Source organism: Streptomyces sp. NBC_00988 (assembly GCF_045162645.1).
Taxonomy (GTDB): Bacteria; Actinomycetota; Actinomycetes; order Streptomycetales; family Streptomycetaceae; genus Streptomyces.
This window is the reverse complement of record NZ_CP108730.1, coordinates 4,685,451-4,701,589: the sequence shown is the minus strand read 5'-3', so window position 1 is coordinate 4,701,589 and position 16,139 is coordinate 4,685,451. Positions and strand designations below refer to the sequence as shown.

The following is a 16,139-nucleotide window of genomic DNA, read 5'->3' as shown; positions in this document are numbered from 1 at the left end:
GGGACAAATTCCGCGCGAGCACTGCAGCTCGCCCCTTGCGTAAGGAGGCCGTCGTGAGACGAGTTCGCCCTGGGGCGGCGGCGTCCCGCGGTGGTGCCACCTCCCGCGCGCCCGGCGAGGAGCGCACGCTGACGAGCGTCGCGGCCGGCGCCCGGTACGCGGGCGAGGAACCCAAGGATCTACCCCGGCTGTGGCATGTCACCCTCAGCGTCTCCGGCGGCGAGGCCCCGCTGAAGGAGGTGCGGCGCGGTCTGGAACAGCTCGCCCACGACCACCCCTTTCTGCTGACCAGCCGCTACGCCAACGACCACGCGGAGATCCGCTACTGGGAAGAGGCCCGCGACCTGCACGACGCCGCCGCCGTCGCGCTGCGCCTGTGGGGCGAGCACCGCCAGACCGCCAAGCTGCCGCCGTGGGAGATCGTCGGCCTGGAGGTCATCGACCGCGAGACCTACCACCAGCGCATCTCCGAGGGGTACGGCCCGCTGCCCGCGACCCCCGTCGGCGTACATCCGTTCTGACGTCTGGTTTGAGCCGTCTTCGGGGCCTTCCGCGCTTGTCTCGCGGTTTGGGATAGCCGGTGGACGCCCCCGCAGGGCGCACTACCCTTCCCTCATGACCACGCTCTCGCCGTACGACTCCCTGTCCCCGGTCACGCAGGCCGCGTACCGCGCCAAGTCCGCCGCCGCCGACCTCGCGCCGCTGCCGCGCGCCGAGAAGGACGACGCGCTGCTCGCCATCGCGGACGCGCTGGAGGTCCGGACGAGCGAGATCGTCGAGGCCAACGCCAAGGACATCGCCAAGGCCCGCGCGGCCGGCACCAGCGAGACGGTCATCGACCGGCTGACGCTCACGCCCGAGCGCGTACGGGCCATCGCCTCGGACGTACGGGACGTCGTCGCGCTGCCCGACCCCGTCGGCGAGGTCGTCCGCGGCTCGACCCTCCCGAACGGCATCGACCTGCGCCAGGTCCGCGTCCCCCTCGGCGTCGTCGGCATCATCTACGAGGCCCGCCCGAACGTGACCGTGGACGCGGCCGCGCTCTGCCTCAAGTCCGGCAACGCGGTCCTCCTGCGCGGCTCGGCCTCCGCCTACGAGTCCAACACCGCCCTCGTGCGCGTCATCCGCGACGCCGTCGGCGGCGCCGGACTGCCCGCCGACGCCGTGCAGTTGGTGCCCGGCGAGAACCGCGAGAGCGTCCGCGAACTGATGCGCGCCCGGGGTCTCGTCGACGTGCTGATCCCGCGCGGCGGCGCCTCCCTGATCCAGACCGTCGTCAGCGAGTCGACCGTCCCCGTGATCGAGACCGGCGTCGGCAACTGCCACGTCTACGTCGACGCCGACGCCGACCTCGACATGGCGATCGACATCCTGATCAACTCCAAGGCCCAGCGGCCCAGCGTCTGCAACGCCGCCGAGACCCTCCTCGTCCACCAGGACATCGCCCCCGAGTTCCTGCCGCGCGCCCTGGACGCCCTCGCCGAGGCCGGCGTCACCGTGCACGCCGACGAGCGCGTGCTCGCCTACGCCAAGGACTCCGAGGCCACGGTCGTCGAGGCCACCCTGGAGGACTGGGACACCGAGTACCTCTCCTACGACATCGCCGCCGCAGTCGTCGACTCGCTCGACAAGGCCGTCCAGCACATCCGGCTGTGGAGCTCCGGCCACACCGAGGCCATCGTCACCAGCTCCCAGCAGGCCGCCCGCCGCTTCACCCAGCTGGTCGACTCCACCACCGTCGCCGTGAACGCCTCCACGCGCTTCACGGACGGCAGCCAGTTCGGCTTCGGCGCGGAGATCGGGATCTCCACCCAGAAGCTGCACGCACGGGGCCCGATGGGCCTGCCGGAGCTGACGAGCACCAAGTACATCGTCACGGGCGACGGACACATCCGCCGCTGAGGCCGTGCCGTTCGGCATATGCGGTCGGCATAACGCCTCGTCGGGGGAGAGGCGTCTCACCCAACGGATGAATTTCCCGACCGTCTGCCCAAATTGACCCCCCAGGTCTACTCTGGAGAGGTGCCGGAGGACGTGGGGGGCAGGCCGTTTCCCGACGGCTGGGAGCCCGACGACGACCACGACCGCGGAATGTCGGACGAAGAGTTCGCATCCGTGGTCTTCGACGAGGCCTTCATACGGGCGGCCGTAGTACACGAGCCGACCGCCGTCGAACGCCTCCTTGCCGCTGCCCAGGCAAGAGCCGAGGCCTCCGAGGCCGAAGCCCGCCGCGCGCAGCACGGCAGACGCGGACGAGGCGACGACGATCCGTTCGAGGACGCCTACGGACGCGAATTCGGCCATGATCCTGAACTCGACGACCTGGACGACCCCGATGTCGTCGAAGGCCGCTACGGCGCCCCGGGGACCTACGGCAAACAGGTCCGCTGGCACCGCCCCGTCGCCTGGCTGCTCGCCCTCGTGATGGGCATCGGCATGGTCGCCCTGGCTTTCTCGGCGGTCTACCGCGGCGCGTCCTCGGGCGGCAGGGACCGCGTCCCGCCCCCGGCCTCCACCGGCGTGGAACAGGGCACGGCGGCGGCACCCTCCGCATCCGCCGACAACTCCCAGCCACCGCTGTCGGCCGTACCGCGCACGCCCTGAGCGAGTTGTGGGCGGCCCGGTGAGAACCTGTCAGAACTTGTCGTGTACCAGGGCGTTTACCTGAGGCTCCAGAGACCTACTCTGAAAGTATGGGCGGTCCAGGAGACCCACCTGAGGGCACGCCCGAGGGCGCTCCCGGTGGTGGTGAGGACGAGTACCGATCCGTCGTCTTCGACGAGTCGTTCGTCCGCGCTGCCCGGCTCCAGGAGTTCTCCGCGCAGGAGCGCCTGGCCGACCACGCCCCCGCCGTCCGCCGCCGCCCGGCCCTGCGCCGCGGTCTCTCCCGCCAGGCCCTGATCCTGGTCATGCTGATCGCCGTCGCCTTCGGCACCGCGATCTACATGGGCGTACGGCACCCCTACACGACCCCCACGGCCCAGCAGCCCGTCGAGCCGCTGCGGATGACCGTCATCCCGCTGTCCCCCCAGGGCGCGGTGCCGGGGGCGGCCGACGCCGAGGACCTCTACGCGCACAGCCCCGCCGCGCAGTTCAGCGTCGGCGCCGAGGGCGTACCGCTGCCGGCCGCGCGGCGCACCGCGCACTTCTCGGACAGCCAGGTCATCGCCGCCCTGAGCACCGCCAAGGACTACATCGTGGAGTCCTCGCTCTACCCTGCGGTCCTCACCGGCGGACAGATCCGACCCGCGCGCGTCCTCGTCGACCCGGACCAACTCGACCAGTTCGACCAGAGTTTCGAGCACCCGACCGCCGACGGCCGGCACGAACCCACCGGATGGCTGGTTCGCTTCGACCCGTCACGCGTCCAGCTGGCCGACCGCAAGATCCGTGTCCAGGGCACCCTGGCGGCCACCGAGATCGACTCGTCCACCCTCGAAGTCACCGCCGACGGAACCTTCGTCTACGCGCTGCGGCCCACCGGCACGACGGCCTCGGCCGGCTCCGGCGACCAGGCCCGGGTGTCCCTGTTCACCGTCCGCCGCGAACTGCACTTCCGCTTCGACCGCGACGACCTGCGCATGCACCAGGCCCAGCTCGTCGTCTCCTACGTCCAGGCCGGACCCCTGTCCTGCGCTGAGGACTCCGTGACCCATCTGCGGCCCCTGCTCGCCGGCCAGACCGCCAAGGCGGGCGGCCCGGCCGGCACGGACCCGTACGCGACGGGCAGCGCGACGGCGCTCTGCGGGTCACTGGCGACGAGCGCACAGCCGAAGATGTGAGTTTCCTGAGTTTTCGCAGCCGCCTGGGCCGTGCCCGGAAGGAGCCGTGCACGGCCGTCGTATGTACGTGAGCGAGGTCAGCCCTCGTCGCGCGGCGGGGTGTCGTCCGTCGGCGGCTGCTCCGTGCCGTTGGCCGAGCCCGACGGCGGCTCGTCCTGCGGGGTGGAGCTCGCGAAGCCGCCGAAGCCGCGCCGCACCCGGCCGCCGAGGTCGCCCGCGCCGCCGGCGAAGTCGCTGACCAGCTTCATCAGCGGGTCCTTGGAGTTCTTGACGTTGCTCGCGTAGCTCGCCGCCGACTCGCGGAACGAGTCCGTGACCGAGGTGTCCTTGTCCTCGCTGCGCCGCGGGTAGTGGCCGTCCATGATCCGCTGGTAGTCGCGGGACTCGGCCCACTTCTTCAGCTCGGCCGCCCGCACGGTGGTGAACGGGTGGGAGCGGGGCAGCACGTTCAGGATCTTCAGCACCGAGTCGCGCAGGTCACCGCCCGACTCGAACTCCTCGGCCTGCTTGAGGAACGCGTCCACGTTCATCTCGTGCAGGTGGTTGCCGCCGGCGATCTTCATCAGGCCGCGCATCGAGGCCCGCAGGTCCTGGCCGACCAGCAGACCCGCGCGGTCGGCGGACAGCTCCGACTTGCGGAACCACTCGCGCAGCGCCGTCACGATCGCCAGGATCGCGAGGTTGCCCAGCGGGATCCAGGCGACCTTCAGGGCCAGGTTGGTCAGGAACAGCAGGATCGTGCGGTACACGGAGTGGCCGGACAGCGCGTGACCCACCTCGTGGCCGACGACCGCCCGCATCTCCTCCTCGTCGAGCAGCTCGACGAGGCCGGTGGTGACGACGATGATCGGCTCGTCCAGCCCGATGCACATCGCGTTGGGCTGCGGGTCCTGGGTGACGTACATCGGCGGGACCTTCTCCAGGTCCAGGATGTAACAGGCGTCCCGCAGCATGTCGTTGAGGTGCGCGAACTGCTGGTCCGACACGCGCACCGAGTCGGACAGGAACAGCAGCCGCAGACTGCGCTCGGGCAGCAGCCCGCTGAGCGCCTTGAACACCGTGTCGAACCCGGTCAGCTTGCGCAGCGCCACCAGGGCGGAGCGGTCGGCCGGGTGCTCGTACGCACGCGAGGAGATCCCCTCGAAGCGCCTGCGCTGCCTGCTCGGTACGTTCTCGTGCCCGTTCTGCTCGTGGCCGTCTTCGGACATGTGGTCCCCCATGTGCGTGTGTGTGCCCTGAGTGCCCCCGAAGCAGAGCCCAGCCTAGGCGGAGATACCGTGGACGGGCAGTACAGCGAAGGAGTCAACGCATGGAGCCCCATTCCGCAGCCGCCTGGCTCGCAGAGGCCGCGAACGCCGCCCCCCGGCAAGGATCGGGGGACCTGCTCAAGGTCGTACTGATCGTCATGTTCTTCGGCTGCATCCTGACCGCGTGGTTCCTGCTGCGCGGGTACAAACAGAAGGACGACTGAGGCGCCCGTCGAGTTCCCTGTCACGTCCAGGTCGGCTGCCCGTCGGCTTCCAATGGCGGAGTCGGCGTGATCGTCCCCGGGGCGCCCGCTTACCATGAGCCGACATCTTTATCCCGCCCACACCGGATAGGTTCTGCTGAAGATGAGCATCCACGGCACTGCTGCCCAGTTGGTCACTCTTGCCGCCGAGGGGGAGGGCGGGGGCAACCACGAAAGCCTCCAGCCGATCATCACCGGTGGCGGCGCTTTCCTGCTTCTGATGCTCCTGCTGTGGATCACCACCCGCTTCAACCGCGACCGCTAGGGTCTGTCCCTTTCTGTCCGCCGGACGGGTCTCGGGGCCTTCACACCGGGCCGGTAGGGTCTGCACGCATGGGAGAGCAGGACATGCCTACCGGTCCGGCGAACGACACGACGCGCGGCACGGAGATCCGAATGGCGAACGGCCCGCGCAACAACGGCCCGTCGAACCCCGGCAAGCGCCGTCTCGGCGTCATGGGCGGAACGTTCGACCCGATCCACCACGGGCACCTCGTGGCGGCCAGCGAGGTCGCCGCGCAGTTCCACCTGGACGAGGTGATCTTCGTCCCGACCGGTCAGCCGTGGCAGAAGACCGACCGCAAGGTCGCCCTGGCCGAGGACCGCTACCTGATGACGGTCATCGCGACCGCCGAGAACCCCCAGTTCTCGGTGAGCCGTATCGACATCGACCGCGGCGGCCCCACCTACACCACGGACACCCTGCGCGACCTGCGCGCGCTCAACCCCGACGCGGACCTCTTCTTCATCACCGGCGCCGACGCCCTCGGCGCGATCCTGACCTGGCGGGACGCGGAGGAGCTGTTCTCCCTCGCGCACTTCATCGGGGTCACCCGCCCCGGCCACACGCTGACCGACCCGGGCCTCCCGGAGGGCGGCGTCTCGCTGATCGAGGTTCCCGCGCTGGCCATCTCCTCAACGGACTGCCGTGCGAGAGTCGCGAAGGGTGATCCCGTCTGGTACCTGGTGCCCGACGGAGTCGTGCGGTATATCGACAAGCGCGAGCTGTACCGCGGCGAGTGAGCCGAGAGGGGCACCGGTGAACGACCGATACGACGCCGGGTACGGCGGCGACCAGTACGAACTCGTCGGCTACGACGAGTACAACCAGCCTGTCTACCGTCAGGTCCCGGCCCAGCAGACCCAACAGCCCCCGCAGCAGCAGCCGTACGACCCGTACGGGCAGCAGCAACAACAGGGCTACGCCTACGACCCGTACGCGACCGGCACCCAGCAGCAGCCGCCCCCGTACGACACGGGCACCCAGCCGCAGGCCCCGTCGTCCTACGACACCGGTTCTCAACAGCCCATCGCCCCTTACGACACGGGCCGGCAGGCACCCCAGTCCGGCTACGACCCGTACGCCACCGGGACGACGACGGCCTACGACCCCTACGGGCAGACCGCGGCTGGCGGACAGCAGCCCCGGGTCGCCGAGCAGACCGCCTACATCCCGCAGCAGGGCGGCCCGGCCGAGGACACGGAAGCCCCGAAGGCCCCGGAGGCGGGTGAACGGGACTACCGCACCGAGCAGTTCGCCTTCGTGGAGGAGCCGACCGACGACTCCGAGGACGTCATCGACTGGCTGAACTTCACCGAGAACCGCACCGAGCGCCGCGAGGAGGCCAAGCGCCGTGCCCGCGGCCGCATGGTCGCCCTCGTCGTGGTCCTCGCGCTGGTCGCGTCCGGCGGTGTCGGCTACCTCTGGTACGCCGGGAAGCTCCCCGGAGTGTCCTCGTCCGCCTCGAAGACGGGCACCACGACGGCCGCCGGCGCCCAGAACCGCGACGTGATCGTCGTCCACCTGCACAACACCTCGAAGGGCGGCACCTCTTCGGTGCTGCTCGTCGACAACACCACCCTGAAGCAGGGCACCACCGTGCTGCTGCCCAACTCCCTCGCCCTCACGGACGACGACGGCAACACGACGACGCTGGCCAAGTCGGTCGACGACGACGGCACCTCCGGGACCGTCGACCAGCTCAACACGGTCCTCGGCACGGACATCGAGGGCACCTGGCGGCTGGACACCCCCTACTTGCAGAACCTGGTCGACCTCGTCGGCAACATCGACCTCGACACCAACGCCGACGTGCCCGACCCGGACGCGACGAAGAAGAACGCCGCGCCCCTCGTCCACAAGGGCAAGGACCAGACCCTCAGCGGCAAGATGGCCGTCGCCTACGCCACCTACCGGGCCTCCGGCGAGGCGCAGAACGCCCAGCTGGAGCGGTTCGGCCAGGTCATGCAGGGCGTGCTGCGCCAGCTGACCTCCGACCCGACGGCGGCGACCACCACCGTGCAGACCCTGGCCCAGATCCTGGACCCGCCCCTCACCGACAAGGACCTCGGCACCTTCCTCGCCAAGCTCGCCGACCTCGCCAAGAGCGGCGACTACAAGACGGCCCTGCTGCCCGTCCAGAACGACGGGACCCTGACCGCGCAGGCCTCGGCCAGCGTCGTCAAGGACATCCTGGGCGGCACCGCGAAGAGCCCCGACGAGGGGTCGGCGGTCCGGGTCGCCGTCCAGAACGCCACCGGCGTCAAGGACGACACCGAGAAGGCCCGCGTCGTCCTCCTCAACGGCGGCTTCACCTTCCTGGAGGCCGGCACGGCGTCCGGGACCTCGGCCACGTCCAAGATCACGTACTCCGACGCGGCCGACAAGGAGAACGCCACCGAGGTCGCCAAGACCCTGGGCCTGCCCACCAGCACCGTGACCAAGGGCACAGTCTCCGCGAACGCGGATGTCTCGGTGGTCCTCGGAGAGGACTACAAGCCGTCGTCGTCATCATGACGACGACCTAGTGGCTGTGTGACGGAGAGCATGCCCCGGAGGCCGGAGCCGGTGTCCCGACCGGCGTCCGGGGCATGATCCGTTATTCACGTGGGGTGCCGTCCGCGGTCCGTGAGACCCTTGAGGTCTGTTGACCGCCGACCGAAAGCCGCGTAGTGACCGCCACTGACCGCTCCATCGAGCTCATCTCCGCCGCCGCCCAGGCGGCCGCCGACAAGCTCGCGCACGACATCATCGCCTACGACGTCAGCGATGTGCTGTCGATCACGGACGCCTTCCTGCTGGCCTCCGCTCCCAACGACCGTCAGGTCAAGTCGATCGTCGACGAGATCGAGGAGAGGCTCAACAAGGAACTCGGCGCCAAGCCGGTCCGCCGCGAGGGCGACCGCGACGCCCGCTGGATCCTGCTCGACTACGTCGACATCGTCGTCCACGTCCAGCACAGCGAGGAGCGTGTCTTCTACGCCCTGGAGCGGCTGTGGAAGGACTGCCCCGAGCTGGACCTCCCCGCCGAGGCCAAGGCCACCCGCGGCAAGGCTGCCGAGCACGCCAAGCTGCAGGTCGAGGAGGACGCCTCCGAGTTCGGGGAGGTGCGGTGACCGCCGGGGCCGACGGCCGCAAGGCGGGCCGGGGCCGACGCGTCATCCTGTGGCGGCACGGCCAGACCGCGTGGAACGTGGAGCGCCGCTTCCAGGGCACCACGGACGTCGAGCTCACCGGGACGGGCATCGGCCAGGCCCACCGCGCCGCCCGGCTGCTGGCCTCCCTCAAGCCGGACGCGATCGTCGCCTCCGACCTGAAGCGGGCGGCGAACACGGCCGCGGAGCTGGCCGCCCTCACCGACCTCGACGTCACCCACGACGAGGGCCTGCGGGAGACCTACGCGGGCGTCTGGCAGGGGCTGACGCACGAGGAGATCATCGCCCGCCACGGCGAGGAGTACGCCGCGTGGAAGCGCGGGGAGCCGGTGCGTCGCGGCGGCGGCGAGCTGGAGACCGAGGTCGCCGACCGGGCCGCCCCCGTCGTGCTGCGGCACGCCGAGAAGCTGCCCGAGGACGGCACCCTCGTGGTGGTCAGCCACGGCGGCACGATCCGCACCACCATCGGGCGTCTCCTCGGTCTGGAGTCCCAGCACTGGGAGAGTCTCGGCGGCCTCTCCAACTGCTGCTGGTCCGTGCTCGGCGAGGGCGCCCGCGGCTGGCGCCTGCTGGAACACAACGCCGGCACGCTCCCGGAACCGGTGCTCGGCGACGACGACTGAGCGGCCCTCCAGGGCCCCGACCCCGGATTTCACTTTCCGGCAGGTCGCAGGCTAAAGTTCTTCTTGTTCGCCCGCCGAGCGGGAAGAACACACGGGGCTATAGCTCAGTTGGTAGAGCGCCTGCATGGCATGCAGGAGGTCAGGAGTTCAATTCTCCTTAGCTCCACAGATCGACACTCTTGAGTTGTCAAGGACCGAGAGTCGTCCACGATCGAATCGATGAGATCCCGTCCCTTTCAGGGGCGGGATTTTTTCGTCGCTGTCAGCGCCTCCGTGCGGAGCCGAGTCTCCTCGTCGGCCGGGGTGTAGACCACGATCCGGCACTCCGGCATGCCGTTGACCGACAACGACACCGACGTCATCCGCATCTCGCCCACCTCCTCGTGCCGGAACGTCTTCACCCGCCGCCCCGGCTCCGCCACGTCCCCGCTCCTCCACAGCCGCGCGAAGAGCGGGCTCGCCGCCGACAGCCCGCGTATGAACTCCTCCCAGACGGGCTCGCCGGTATGCACCCCGTAGGCCGAGCGCAGCGTCGCCACCATCACCGGCAGCTCCGTCTCCCGGTACAGCAGCGGGCACTCCTCCTCCGGCACCGTGAACAGCTTCCACAGCGCGTTCGGCATCGGGCCCGGCGCCAGCGGCTCCAGCCAGAACACCGTCCGGTAAGGGGAGTTGGTGGCGAGGATGTCGTACCGCGAGTTGTAGACCACCGCCGGGCGCGGGTCGAGGGCGTCGAGGATGCCCTGGATCTCCGGCCCCACCGACCGCACGGTCGCTTCCGGCGGATGCGCGTACGGCACCTCGGCCAGGTGGTACAGGTGCTCCCGCTCCGGCGCGTCGAGCCGGAGCGTGCGCGCCACGGCGTCCAGCACCTGTGCGGAGGCGTTGATCGGTCGCCCCTGTTCGAGCCACGTGTACCAGGTGACGCCCACGCCGGAGAGCTGGGCGACCTCCTCGCGGCGCAGTCCCGGCGTACGTCGTCGGAAGCCCGGCGGCATGCCGACGTCGTGCGGTGTCACCCTGGCGCGCCTGCTGCGCAGAAACGCGGCCAGCTCGGGCCGGCGGCGCTGTGTCGTCCCCATCCCCATCGTCACATCCCCCATGTTCGACGCCCGGCCTGGCCCGTGCCAGGTGCTGCCGGTACCAGCATCAGCGGGCTCTCGGCACCCGTACCGGAGCGCCCCCACGCTCGACCGCATGACAACACCACCCCGTACGGAACCGGATTCCGCACCCGTTCCAACTCCTGCCACCAGTAAAGACCCCGGCACTGACAATCGCCGTGGGCCGATGCTCGCGGTGCTGCTCGCGGCCCTGTTCATGGCGCTGCTCGACGTGTTCATCGTGAACGTCGCCGCCCCCACCATTGGCACCGAACTCCACGCGTCCGGCGCCGACTTGCAGCTGGTGATCGCCGGTTACACCATCACGTACTCGGTGCTGCTGATCACCGGCGCCCGGCTCGGCGACCGGCTCGGCCACGCCCGGGTCCATCTCGCCGGGCTCGCCCTCTTCACCGCCGCCTCGCTCGCCTGCGGCCTGGCTCAGGGCTCGACCGAGCTGATCGTGTTCCGTCTGGTCCAGGGTTCCGGCTCGGCGCTGATGATCCCTCAGGTGCTCAGCCTGATCCAGCGGCACTTCGTCGGCGAGGCCCGGATGCGGGCGCTCGGCGTCTACTCGGCGGTCATCGCCGTCGGCGCCGCGGCCGGGCAGATTCTGGGCGGTGTCCTCGTCAGCGCCGACCTGTTCGGCACGAGCTGGCGGCCGGTGTTCCTCGTCAACGTTCCCGTGGGCGTCGTACTCCTGTTCCTCGGGAGGCGCGTGCTGCCGCGAGGCGCCGGGGCGGAGCCGGAGCGCGCGCGGGCGTTCGACGTGCCGGGGCTGGTGCTGCTCGCCTCGGCGGTCTCGCTGCTGACGGTGCCGCTGGTGCTGGGGCAGGAGGAGGGCTGGCCGCTGTCGTCGTGGCTGTCACTGATCGCGGCGGCCGTCCTCTTCGCGTCGTTCTGCGTGTACGAGTCCCGGCTCGCCCGGCGCGGGGGAGCCCCGCTGATCGCACCACGTGTGTTGCGTCACCCGGGCATGGGTCTCGCCGTCTTCCGGATCCTGGCCGTGATGGCCATCAACGCCGGTTTCCTGTTCGCGCTCACCCTGCACGTCCAGGGCGGCCTCGGCTTCAGCGCGCTGCGCGCCGGTCTCACCTTCGCGCCGACCGCGGTCGTCTTCGGGGCGGTCGGCCTGACCTGGCGCAGGTGGCCGGCGGCCTGGCAGCGGGCGCTGACCCCGCTCGGTTTCGTGATCACGATCCCGGCCGTAGCGGGAGTCGGGCTGGCGTTCGAAGGCGGCGACCGCGGCGGGGCCGTACTGTACGTGGCGTACGTCGGCGTGGGGGCCGGGCTCGCGCTCGCCTTCAGTCCGACGCTGACCCGGGCCCTCGCGACGGTGCGGCCCGAGGACGCGGCGGACGCCAGCGGTCTGCTCTCCACGGTCGCGCAGCTGGGTCAGCTGATCGGGGTCGCGGTTTTCGGCACACTGTTCTTGAACCGGCTTGAGTCACTTGGGGCCCCGGGGGCGTATACCTCTGCGGAGGCGCTTTTGGCGTGCATGTTCGCGCTGGCGGGGACGGCCGCGGTGGGTGCCGTGTCCGGACTGGTACTGAGGCGTCGCTGACCGTATTGGTCCGGCCGTGGCAGAATCAAACGGCCGGAAGGGGGCGCGGCCCGACGGGAGGGAGTAGCGATGCCTGCGAGCATCATCGAGGAGGTCGACCACCTCTTCGATGCGGCGTTGATACGGGATACGATCACCCGCCTGAGCTGCCCTTCCTGCGGTTCCGCCCACGTGGCCCAAGTCCTTGGTGACAACGGCGGAGTTTCCTACGTGTGCACGGCCTGCGGCCACAGCTGGAGCTGATCGATGGGTGCACACAGGCGAAAGTGCGACTGGTGCGGCAGTGGGACGCCGATCGTCCGTGACATGGAACCGGTGAATCCCGACTACCAGTACTGGTGCGAGGAGTGCGCGCGGGCGCTGATCATAAAAGGCGATCCGATCGAGACGTACCGCGAACTTGAGGGCGAGCCGATCTACGGTCGACTCCTGGAAGAGCACTGCACGTTGAAACGGTTCTATTCCTTCGTCACCGCTTGACCTCGGCCGGGACCCCGCGAGGAGGTCCCGGCGATCACGGTCACGGTGACGGGGACGGAAACGATTTGGTGGTCCAGAGGGTCCACCGGTAATGTTTGCGTCGCAGCCGGGGAGACCCGGTAGCACACTGCGCGGGGCTATAGCTCAGTTGGTAGAGCGCCTGCATGGCATGCAGGAGGTCAGGAGTTCAATTCTCCTTAGCTCCACAGAAGTCGAAGGCGGGTCATCCGATGGGATGGCCCGCCTTCGGTGTGTTCAGGGGGAGTTGGCGCCGTTCACGGAACAGCGGGCCGCCCTCTTCTTAAGAAGGCGGCCCGCTGTTCGTGTGCTCAGCGGCCCAGGGCCCGCCGGCCGCGGCCCTGGGAGAGGACCGGCAGGTTGCGGGACGGGCCCTTGTCCCGCGCGGTCTCCTCCTCCAGGCGCAGGGCGAGCGCCGGGCAACGGCGCACCGCGCGGAGCGCCTTCGCCTCCGCGTACCGCGGCACCTGGGCCTGCGCGACGGTGGGGAAGCCGTCCGCGCCGAGTTCGAAGACCTCCGGGAGGATGTCCGCGCACAGACCGTGGCCCCGGCACAGCGTCCAGTCGACGTAGATCTTCTGACGGCTGGGACCGCTCTCCTCGGCCTCCGCGCCGCTCGTGATGCCCGCCGGGAGCTGGCCGCCCTCGAAGAGCGGCAGAACGCCCTCCACGGGCCTTCCGCAGCCGTTTCCGAGGACGTGGGCGGCGAGGTCGTCCGTGAACGCCTTGATGGTCGACTCCAGGAACATCGCGGAGCCGTCCGGGTGCGAGCACGCGCCGCGCCGCTTCACGGCCTTGGCGACCTGCTTCAGTGCCTCCAGGGCGGCCGGGCCGCCGCCGTTGAGGATGTCCTCCATGCCGCGCGCGGCGGCGGGCAGACCGAGGTAGCAGGGACCGCACTGTCCCGCGCTCTCGTCGGCCAGCCACTGGGCCACGCGCAGCGACTCGCCCAGCGGGCAGGTCTCCTGGGTGATCGGCATGATGGCGCCCGCGCCGAGCGCGCCGCCCACCGCGTCCAGGGAGTTGCGGGAGACGATCGCCTCGTTGACCGTCGCCGCGTCGATCCACTTGCCGTGGTAACCGCCCGTCAGCACACCCTGGGGGACCGGCGGGGCACCGGCCAGCTGCAGGACGTAGCGCAGTGGTACGCCGGTGGGGACCTCGATCACCATGGGGCGGGCGACCGCCCCGGAGACCGTGAGCATGACGGTGCCGGGCTCGTCGTAGAGGCCGGTGTTGCCGTAGCGCTCGGGGCCGATGCGGGCGGCGATGGCGAGTTGGGCGAACGTCTCGGCGTTCGACAGCAGGGTCGGGGCGCCGCCGACGCCGTTCTGGGAGGCGCTGACCTTGCGGCCGGGCGGGACCGCCGGGCCGCCGTCGATCGAGCGGATCAGCGACGCGGCGGCGCCGGTGACCATGCGGACCGGGTTGCGCTGGACGAACGCCTTCAGCGCCGAACGGCGGGTGTTGCTCAGGCCGCGTTCCGAGAGCGCGGCCTCCATGGAGCGCTGCGTCGACTCACGGGTGACCCCCACCACGAGCGTGCGGGCACCCAGGGCCTCGGCGACCAGCAGGGCGCCGTCCAGGATGAGGTGCGGGGCACGGTTGATGAGCACCGTGTCCTTGCGGCAGGCCGGCTCGTCCTCACTGCCGTTGACGACGACGACCGGTCGTACACCGCGTTTGATCGCCGCTTCGGCGACCGAGCGCAGCTTCTTGTGGAAGGGGAAGCCCGCGCCGCCGCGGCCCTTCAGGTTGATGGCCTCGGAGAGCTTCGCGAGCTGCTCCCCGCCCATCGGTTCGAGCGGCCCGTGCACCTTCAGGTGCATGGGCAGGTCGAGTCTCTCGACAAGGTCGAAGCCTGACGTGAGCTGCGGAAGCCCGACGACGCGGACTTCTGGGACGTCGGGCAGGGCCTCGTTCACCTATAGCCTCCGGAAGGCGTGTTCCAAGGTTCGCCCGAGCCACCCTGCGCGTCGAAGTCGTACGAAGCGTTGGGTGTTTGATCAGTGGCGGGACCGCTGTTGTACGTGTCATTGGGGTTGTACGTACCGGAGGTGCCGTTCGACTCACCGGTGGGGTACACGTATCCCTCCCCGTAGCCGCCTGCGCCCGAATTGTTGTTGTACGTAGGGATGTTGTACCCGGTGTCCTGGAGCGGGTCGTAGGCGGACGGGGGCGCCTCGCCGACCGGAGGCGGTGACGGGACCGGCCAGGTTCCGGAGGTGCTGCCGCCGCTGTCCGCGCGCGGGACCGCCTGCGTGTTCTGCATGTCCATCGGCACGTTCATGCGCGAGGTCTGGTCGGTGACGAACGGCATCTGACCGGTGGACTCCGGCGTGGCCGTGCGGTAGGCGGCGGCGAAATCGTTCTGGGCCGTCTCCGGGGTCATCGACCGCGTCTCGTACATGGCGTTGGGGTCCACGCGCGGCATCGACCCGGTCTCGGTGAACGAGGGCTGCGCGGGGCGGCGGCTCTCGCGCTTCTCGTAGCCCGGCAGCCCGGACTCGGACGCACGGCCGCGGCTCGCGTCGAGTTCGTCGAGACCCGGCCGCTCCTCGTTGCCCAGGAGCATGGCGACCTTGTTGGCGAACTTCCGCTTGAACGGGCGCGGCGCCGAGCGCAGGGCGAGGGCCGCTGCGACCCCGACCAGGCACAGCTCGTACGAGATCATGAAGAAGGGCTTCGCCGCGCGGCCCGCGAACAGGCCGTGGATCAGCGCCGCGCACCAGGCCGGGTAGGCCAGCATGTGCATCGCGCGCCAGCGGGCGGCGACCGGCGCGGGGGACGCGAACTGGTTGCGCAGGGCGCCGGTGATGCCCACGAAGATCATGAGCAGGCCGCCCAGCGAGCCGAGGCCGATGAGCCCGGCGCTGCCCTTCACGCCGAGGCTGAAGGGGATCAGCGCGGCGATCAGGACGGTGTGGTCGAGCGCCAGTTTGACCGTGATGTGCACCACGAGGAACGCGATCGAGCCGACGGCGGTCACCCGGTGGATGCCCTGCGCCACGATCCGCTGCCGGATGTTGAGGATGACCCGGTCCTGGGCGACGAGCCCCCAGATCACCGAGCAGGAGAGGGAGACGAGCGAGAGAACGCCCGCACCGAAGTTGAGGAAGTCCTGTACCTGGCTGCCTCCGGCCAGCACGAACACGGGTATGAAGATCAGGACGACGAGGCTCACCACGCCATAGGCCGAGCGGCCAGGCTTGGGGAGCGAACTGGTACTACGACGAGCGTTCATGGGGGCAACTCCGAGCAGTATCGGGAAAGCGGTCCCGCTGCCGAACTCTAAGTGGCTCCATACCGGTGGGTACGAGGTTTGAGTTATTGCGTTGTTATCAAACGACAATGCGCTTGCTGTGATGTCCCGTAGTGGGTGGTACGCGAAGGTAATCCTTGAACCGGGGTCAGTCCACGCCGGTGTGGACAGGGTGCCAAGGGTGATACGGAAGCGCGTCGCGTTGTGCTCAAGGGCTGCGGTACTCTGACGCCATGCGTGCCGTACGCCTTCTGCTTAGCGAGCCGCGCTGATCAGTCCCGACCACCGGTGAACGGTGAGGTCGGAATCAGCGCGGCGTCCCCTCCTGTGCGAGGGGATTTTTCATTTGCTGGACGTCACAT

At 69.8% G+C, this 16,139-nt stretch carries 17 protein-coding genes and 2 tRNA genes; 15 read left to right on the top strand and 4 right to left on the bottom strand.

The annotated features are described in order from the left end of the window. Positions 1-53: 53 nt before the first annotated feature. The 4 genes from OG496_RS21405 (at position 54) to OG496_RS21390 (ending at position 3,782) form a co-directional block, all read left to right on the top strand. The gene (locus OG496_RS21405; RefSeq protein ID WP_405972016.1) at positions 54-521 is read left to right on the top strand and encodes a hypothetical protein; all 468 of its coding nucleotides are present in this window, start codon (positions 54-56) and stop codon (positions 519-521) included. 94 nt (positions 522-615) lie between these two features. After that, a complete protein-coding gene (locus tag OG496_RS21400) occupies positions 616-1,902 on the top strand; it encodes a glutamate-5-semialdehyde dehydrogenase (protein ID WP_318016292.1) in 1,287 nt (428 codons plus the stop codon). Between the two features lie 93 nt (positions 1,903-1,995). After that, a complete protein-coding gene (locus OG496_RS21395) occupies positions 1,996-2,604 on the top strand; it encodes a hypothetical protein (RefSeq protein ID WP_399391526.1) in 609 nt (202 codons plus the stop codon). A gap of 89 nt (positions 2,605-2,693) precedes the next feature. Beyond that, a complete protein-coding gene (locus OG496_RS21390; RefSeq protein WP_366490880.1) occupies positions 2,694-3,782 on the top strand; it encodes a hypothetical protein in 1,089 nt (362 codons plus the stop codon). A gap of 77 nt (positions 3,783-3,859) precedes the next feature. Here the strand turns inward: OG496_RS21390 and OG496_RS21385 are convergent, their stop codons facing one another. After that, a complete protein-coding gene (locus OG496_RS21385) occupies positions 3,860-4,990 on the bottom strand; it encodes a M48 family metallopeptidase (RefSeq protein WP_366490881.1) in 1,131 nt (376 codons plus the stop codon). A gap of 101 nt (positions 4,991-5,091) precedes the next feature. On the opposite strand from OG496_RS21385, the gene OG496_RS21380 reads away from it, so the two are divergent. From OG496_RS21380 to OG496_RS21350, 7 genes are all read left to right on the top strand, one after another. After that, the gene (locus tag OG496_RS21380; protein WP_327404136.1) at positions 5,092-5,253 is read left to right on the top strand and encodes a hypothetical protein; all 162 of its coding nucleotides are present in this window, start codon (positions 5,092-5,094) and stop codon (positions 5,251-5,253) included. 142 nt (positions 5,254-5,395) lie between these two features. Beyond that, on the top strand, positions 5,396-5,557 hold the full coding sequence (locus OG496_RS21375) for a hypothetical protein (RefSeq protein ID WP_043676433.1): 162 nt from the start codon (positions 5,396-5,398) through the stop codon (positions 5,555-5,557). A gap of 68 nt (positions 5,558-5,625) precedes the next feature. Next, positions 5,626-6,315 (top strand): nicotinate-nucleotide adenylyltransferase, encoded by a 690-nt coding sequence (gene nadD, locus OG496_RS21370; RefSeq protein ID WP_026151393.1) that lies wholly within the window; start codon positions 5,626-5,628, stop codon positions 6,313-6,315. Between the two features lie 16 nt (positions 6,316-6,331). Further along, positions 6,332-8,089: an LCP family protein gene (locus OG496_RS21365; RefSeq protein WP_405972015.1), complete on the top strand. Its 1,758-nt coding sequence runs from the start codon at positions 6,332-6,334 to the stop codon at positions 8,087-8,089. A 155-nt stretch (positions 8,090-8,244) separates the two neighbouring features. Continuing rightward, the gene (gene rsfS / locus OG496_RS21360) at positions 8,245-8,688 is read left to right on the top strand and encodes a ribosome silencing factor (protein ID WP_366490883.1); all 444 of its coding nucleotides are present in this window, start codon (positions 8,245-8,247) and stop codon (positions 8,686-8,688) included. Beyond that, a complete protein-coding gene (locus OG496_RS21355) occupies positions 8,685-9,350 on the top strand; it encodes a histidine phosphatase family protein (RefSeq protein ID WP_405972014.1) in 666 nt (221 codons plus the stop codon). The genes rsfS and OG496_RS21355 overlap by 4 nt, the downstream gene beginning before the upstream one ends. Before the next feature lie 93 nt (positions 9,351-9,443). Continuing rightward, a tRNA-Ala gene (locus tag OG496_RS21350) sits at positions 9,444-9,516 on the top strand. A gap of 70 nt (positions 9,517-9,586) precedes the next feature. On the opposite strand, the gene OG496_RS21345 is transcribed toward OG496_RS21350, so the two are convergent. Then, positions 9,587-10,432, bottom strand: coding sequence for a helix-turn-helix transcriptional regulator (locus OG496_RS21345; RefSeq protein WP_366490885.1), 846 nt, complete (start codon positions 10,430-10,432; stop codon positions 9,587-9,589). Positions 10,433-10,640: 208 nt separating this feature from the next. Here OG496_RS21345 and OG496_RS21340 point away from each other — a divergent pair, with 208 nt between their 5' ends. From OG496_RS21340 to OG496_RS21325, 4 genes are all read left to right on the top strand, one after another. Next, entirely contained in the window at positions 10,641-12,017 is a 1,377-nt protein-coding gene (locus OG496_RS21340) for an MFS transporter (protein ID WP_405976668.1), read from the top strand. Positions 12,018-12,086: 69 nt separating this feature from the next. Next, the gene (locus OG496_RS21335) at positions 12,087-12,260 is read left to right on the top strand and encodes a hypothetical protein (RefSeq protein ID WP_019063265.1); all 174 of its coding nucleotides are present in this window, start codon (positions 12,087-12,089) and stop codon (positions 12,258-12,260) included. Positions 12,261-12,263: 3 nt separating this feature from the next. Continuing rightward, positions 12,264-12,497 carry a hypothetical protein gene (locus OG496_RS21330; protein ID WP_003976229.1) on the top strand — a complete coding sequence of 78 codons (234 nt, stop codon included), beginning with the start codon at positions 12,264-12,266 and terminating at the stop codon, positions 12,495-12,497. A 133-nt stretch (positions 12,498-12,630) separates the two neighbouring features. Further along, positions 12,631-12,703 (top strand) — tRNA-Ala (locus OG496_RS21325). A 123-nt stretch (positions 12,704-12,826) separates the two neighbouring features. On the opposite strand, the gene OG496_RS21320 is transcribed toward OG496_RS21325, so the two are convergent. Both OG496_RS21320 and OG496_RS21315 read right to left on the bottom strand, forming a co-directional pair. Beyond that, positions 12,827-14,440 carry an NADH-ubiquinone oxidoreductase-F iron-sulfur binding region domain-containing protein gene (locus OG496_RS21320; protein ID WP_405972013.1) on the bottom strand — a complete coding sequence of 538 codons (1,614 nt, stop codon included), beginning with the start codon at positions 14,438-14,440 and terminating at the stop codon, positions 12,827-12,829. Beyond that, complete coding sequence (locus OG496_RS21315) at positions 14,437-15,759, bottom strand: cytochrome b/b6 domain-containing protein (protein ID WP_399391519.1); 1,323 nt, start codon at positions 15,757-15,759, stop codon at positions 14,437-14,439. The genes OG496_RS21320 and OG496_RS21315 overlap by 4 nt, the downstream gene beginning before the upstream one ends. Positions 15,760-16,139 lie beyond the last annotated feature (380 nt).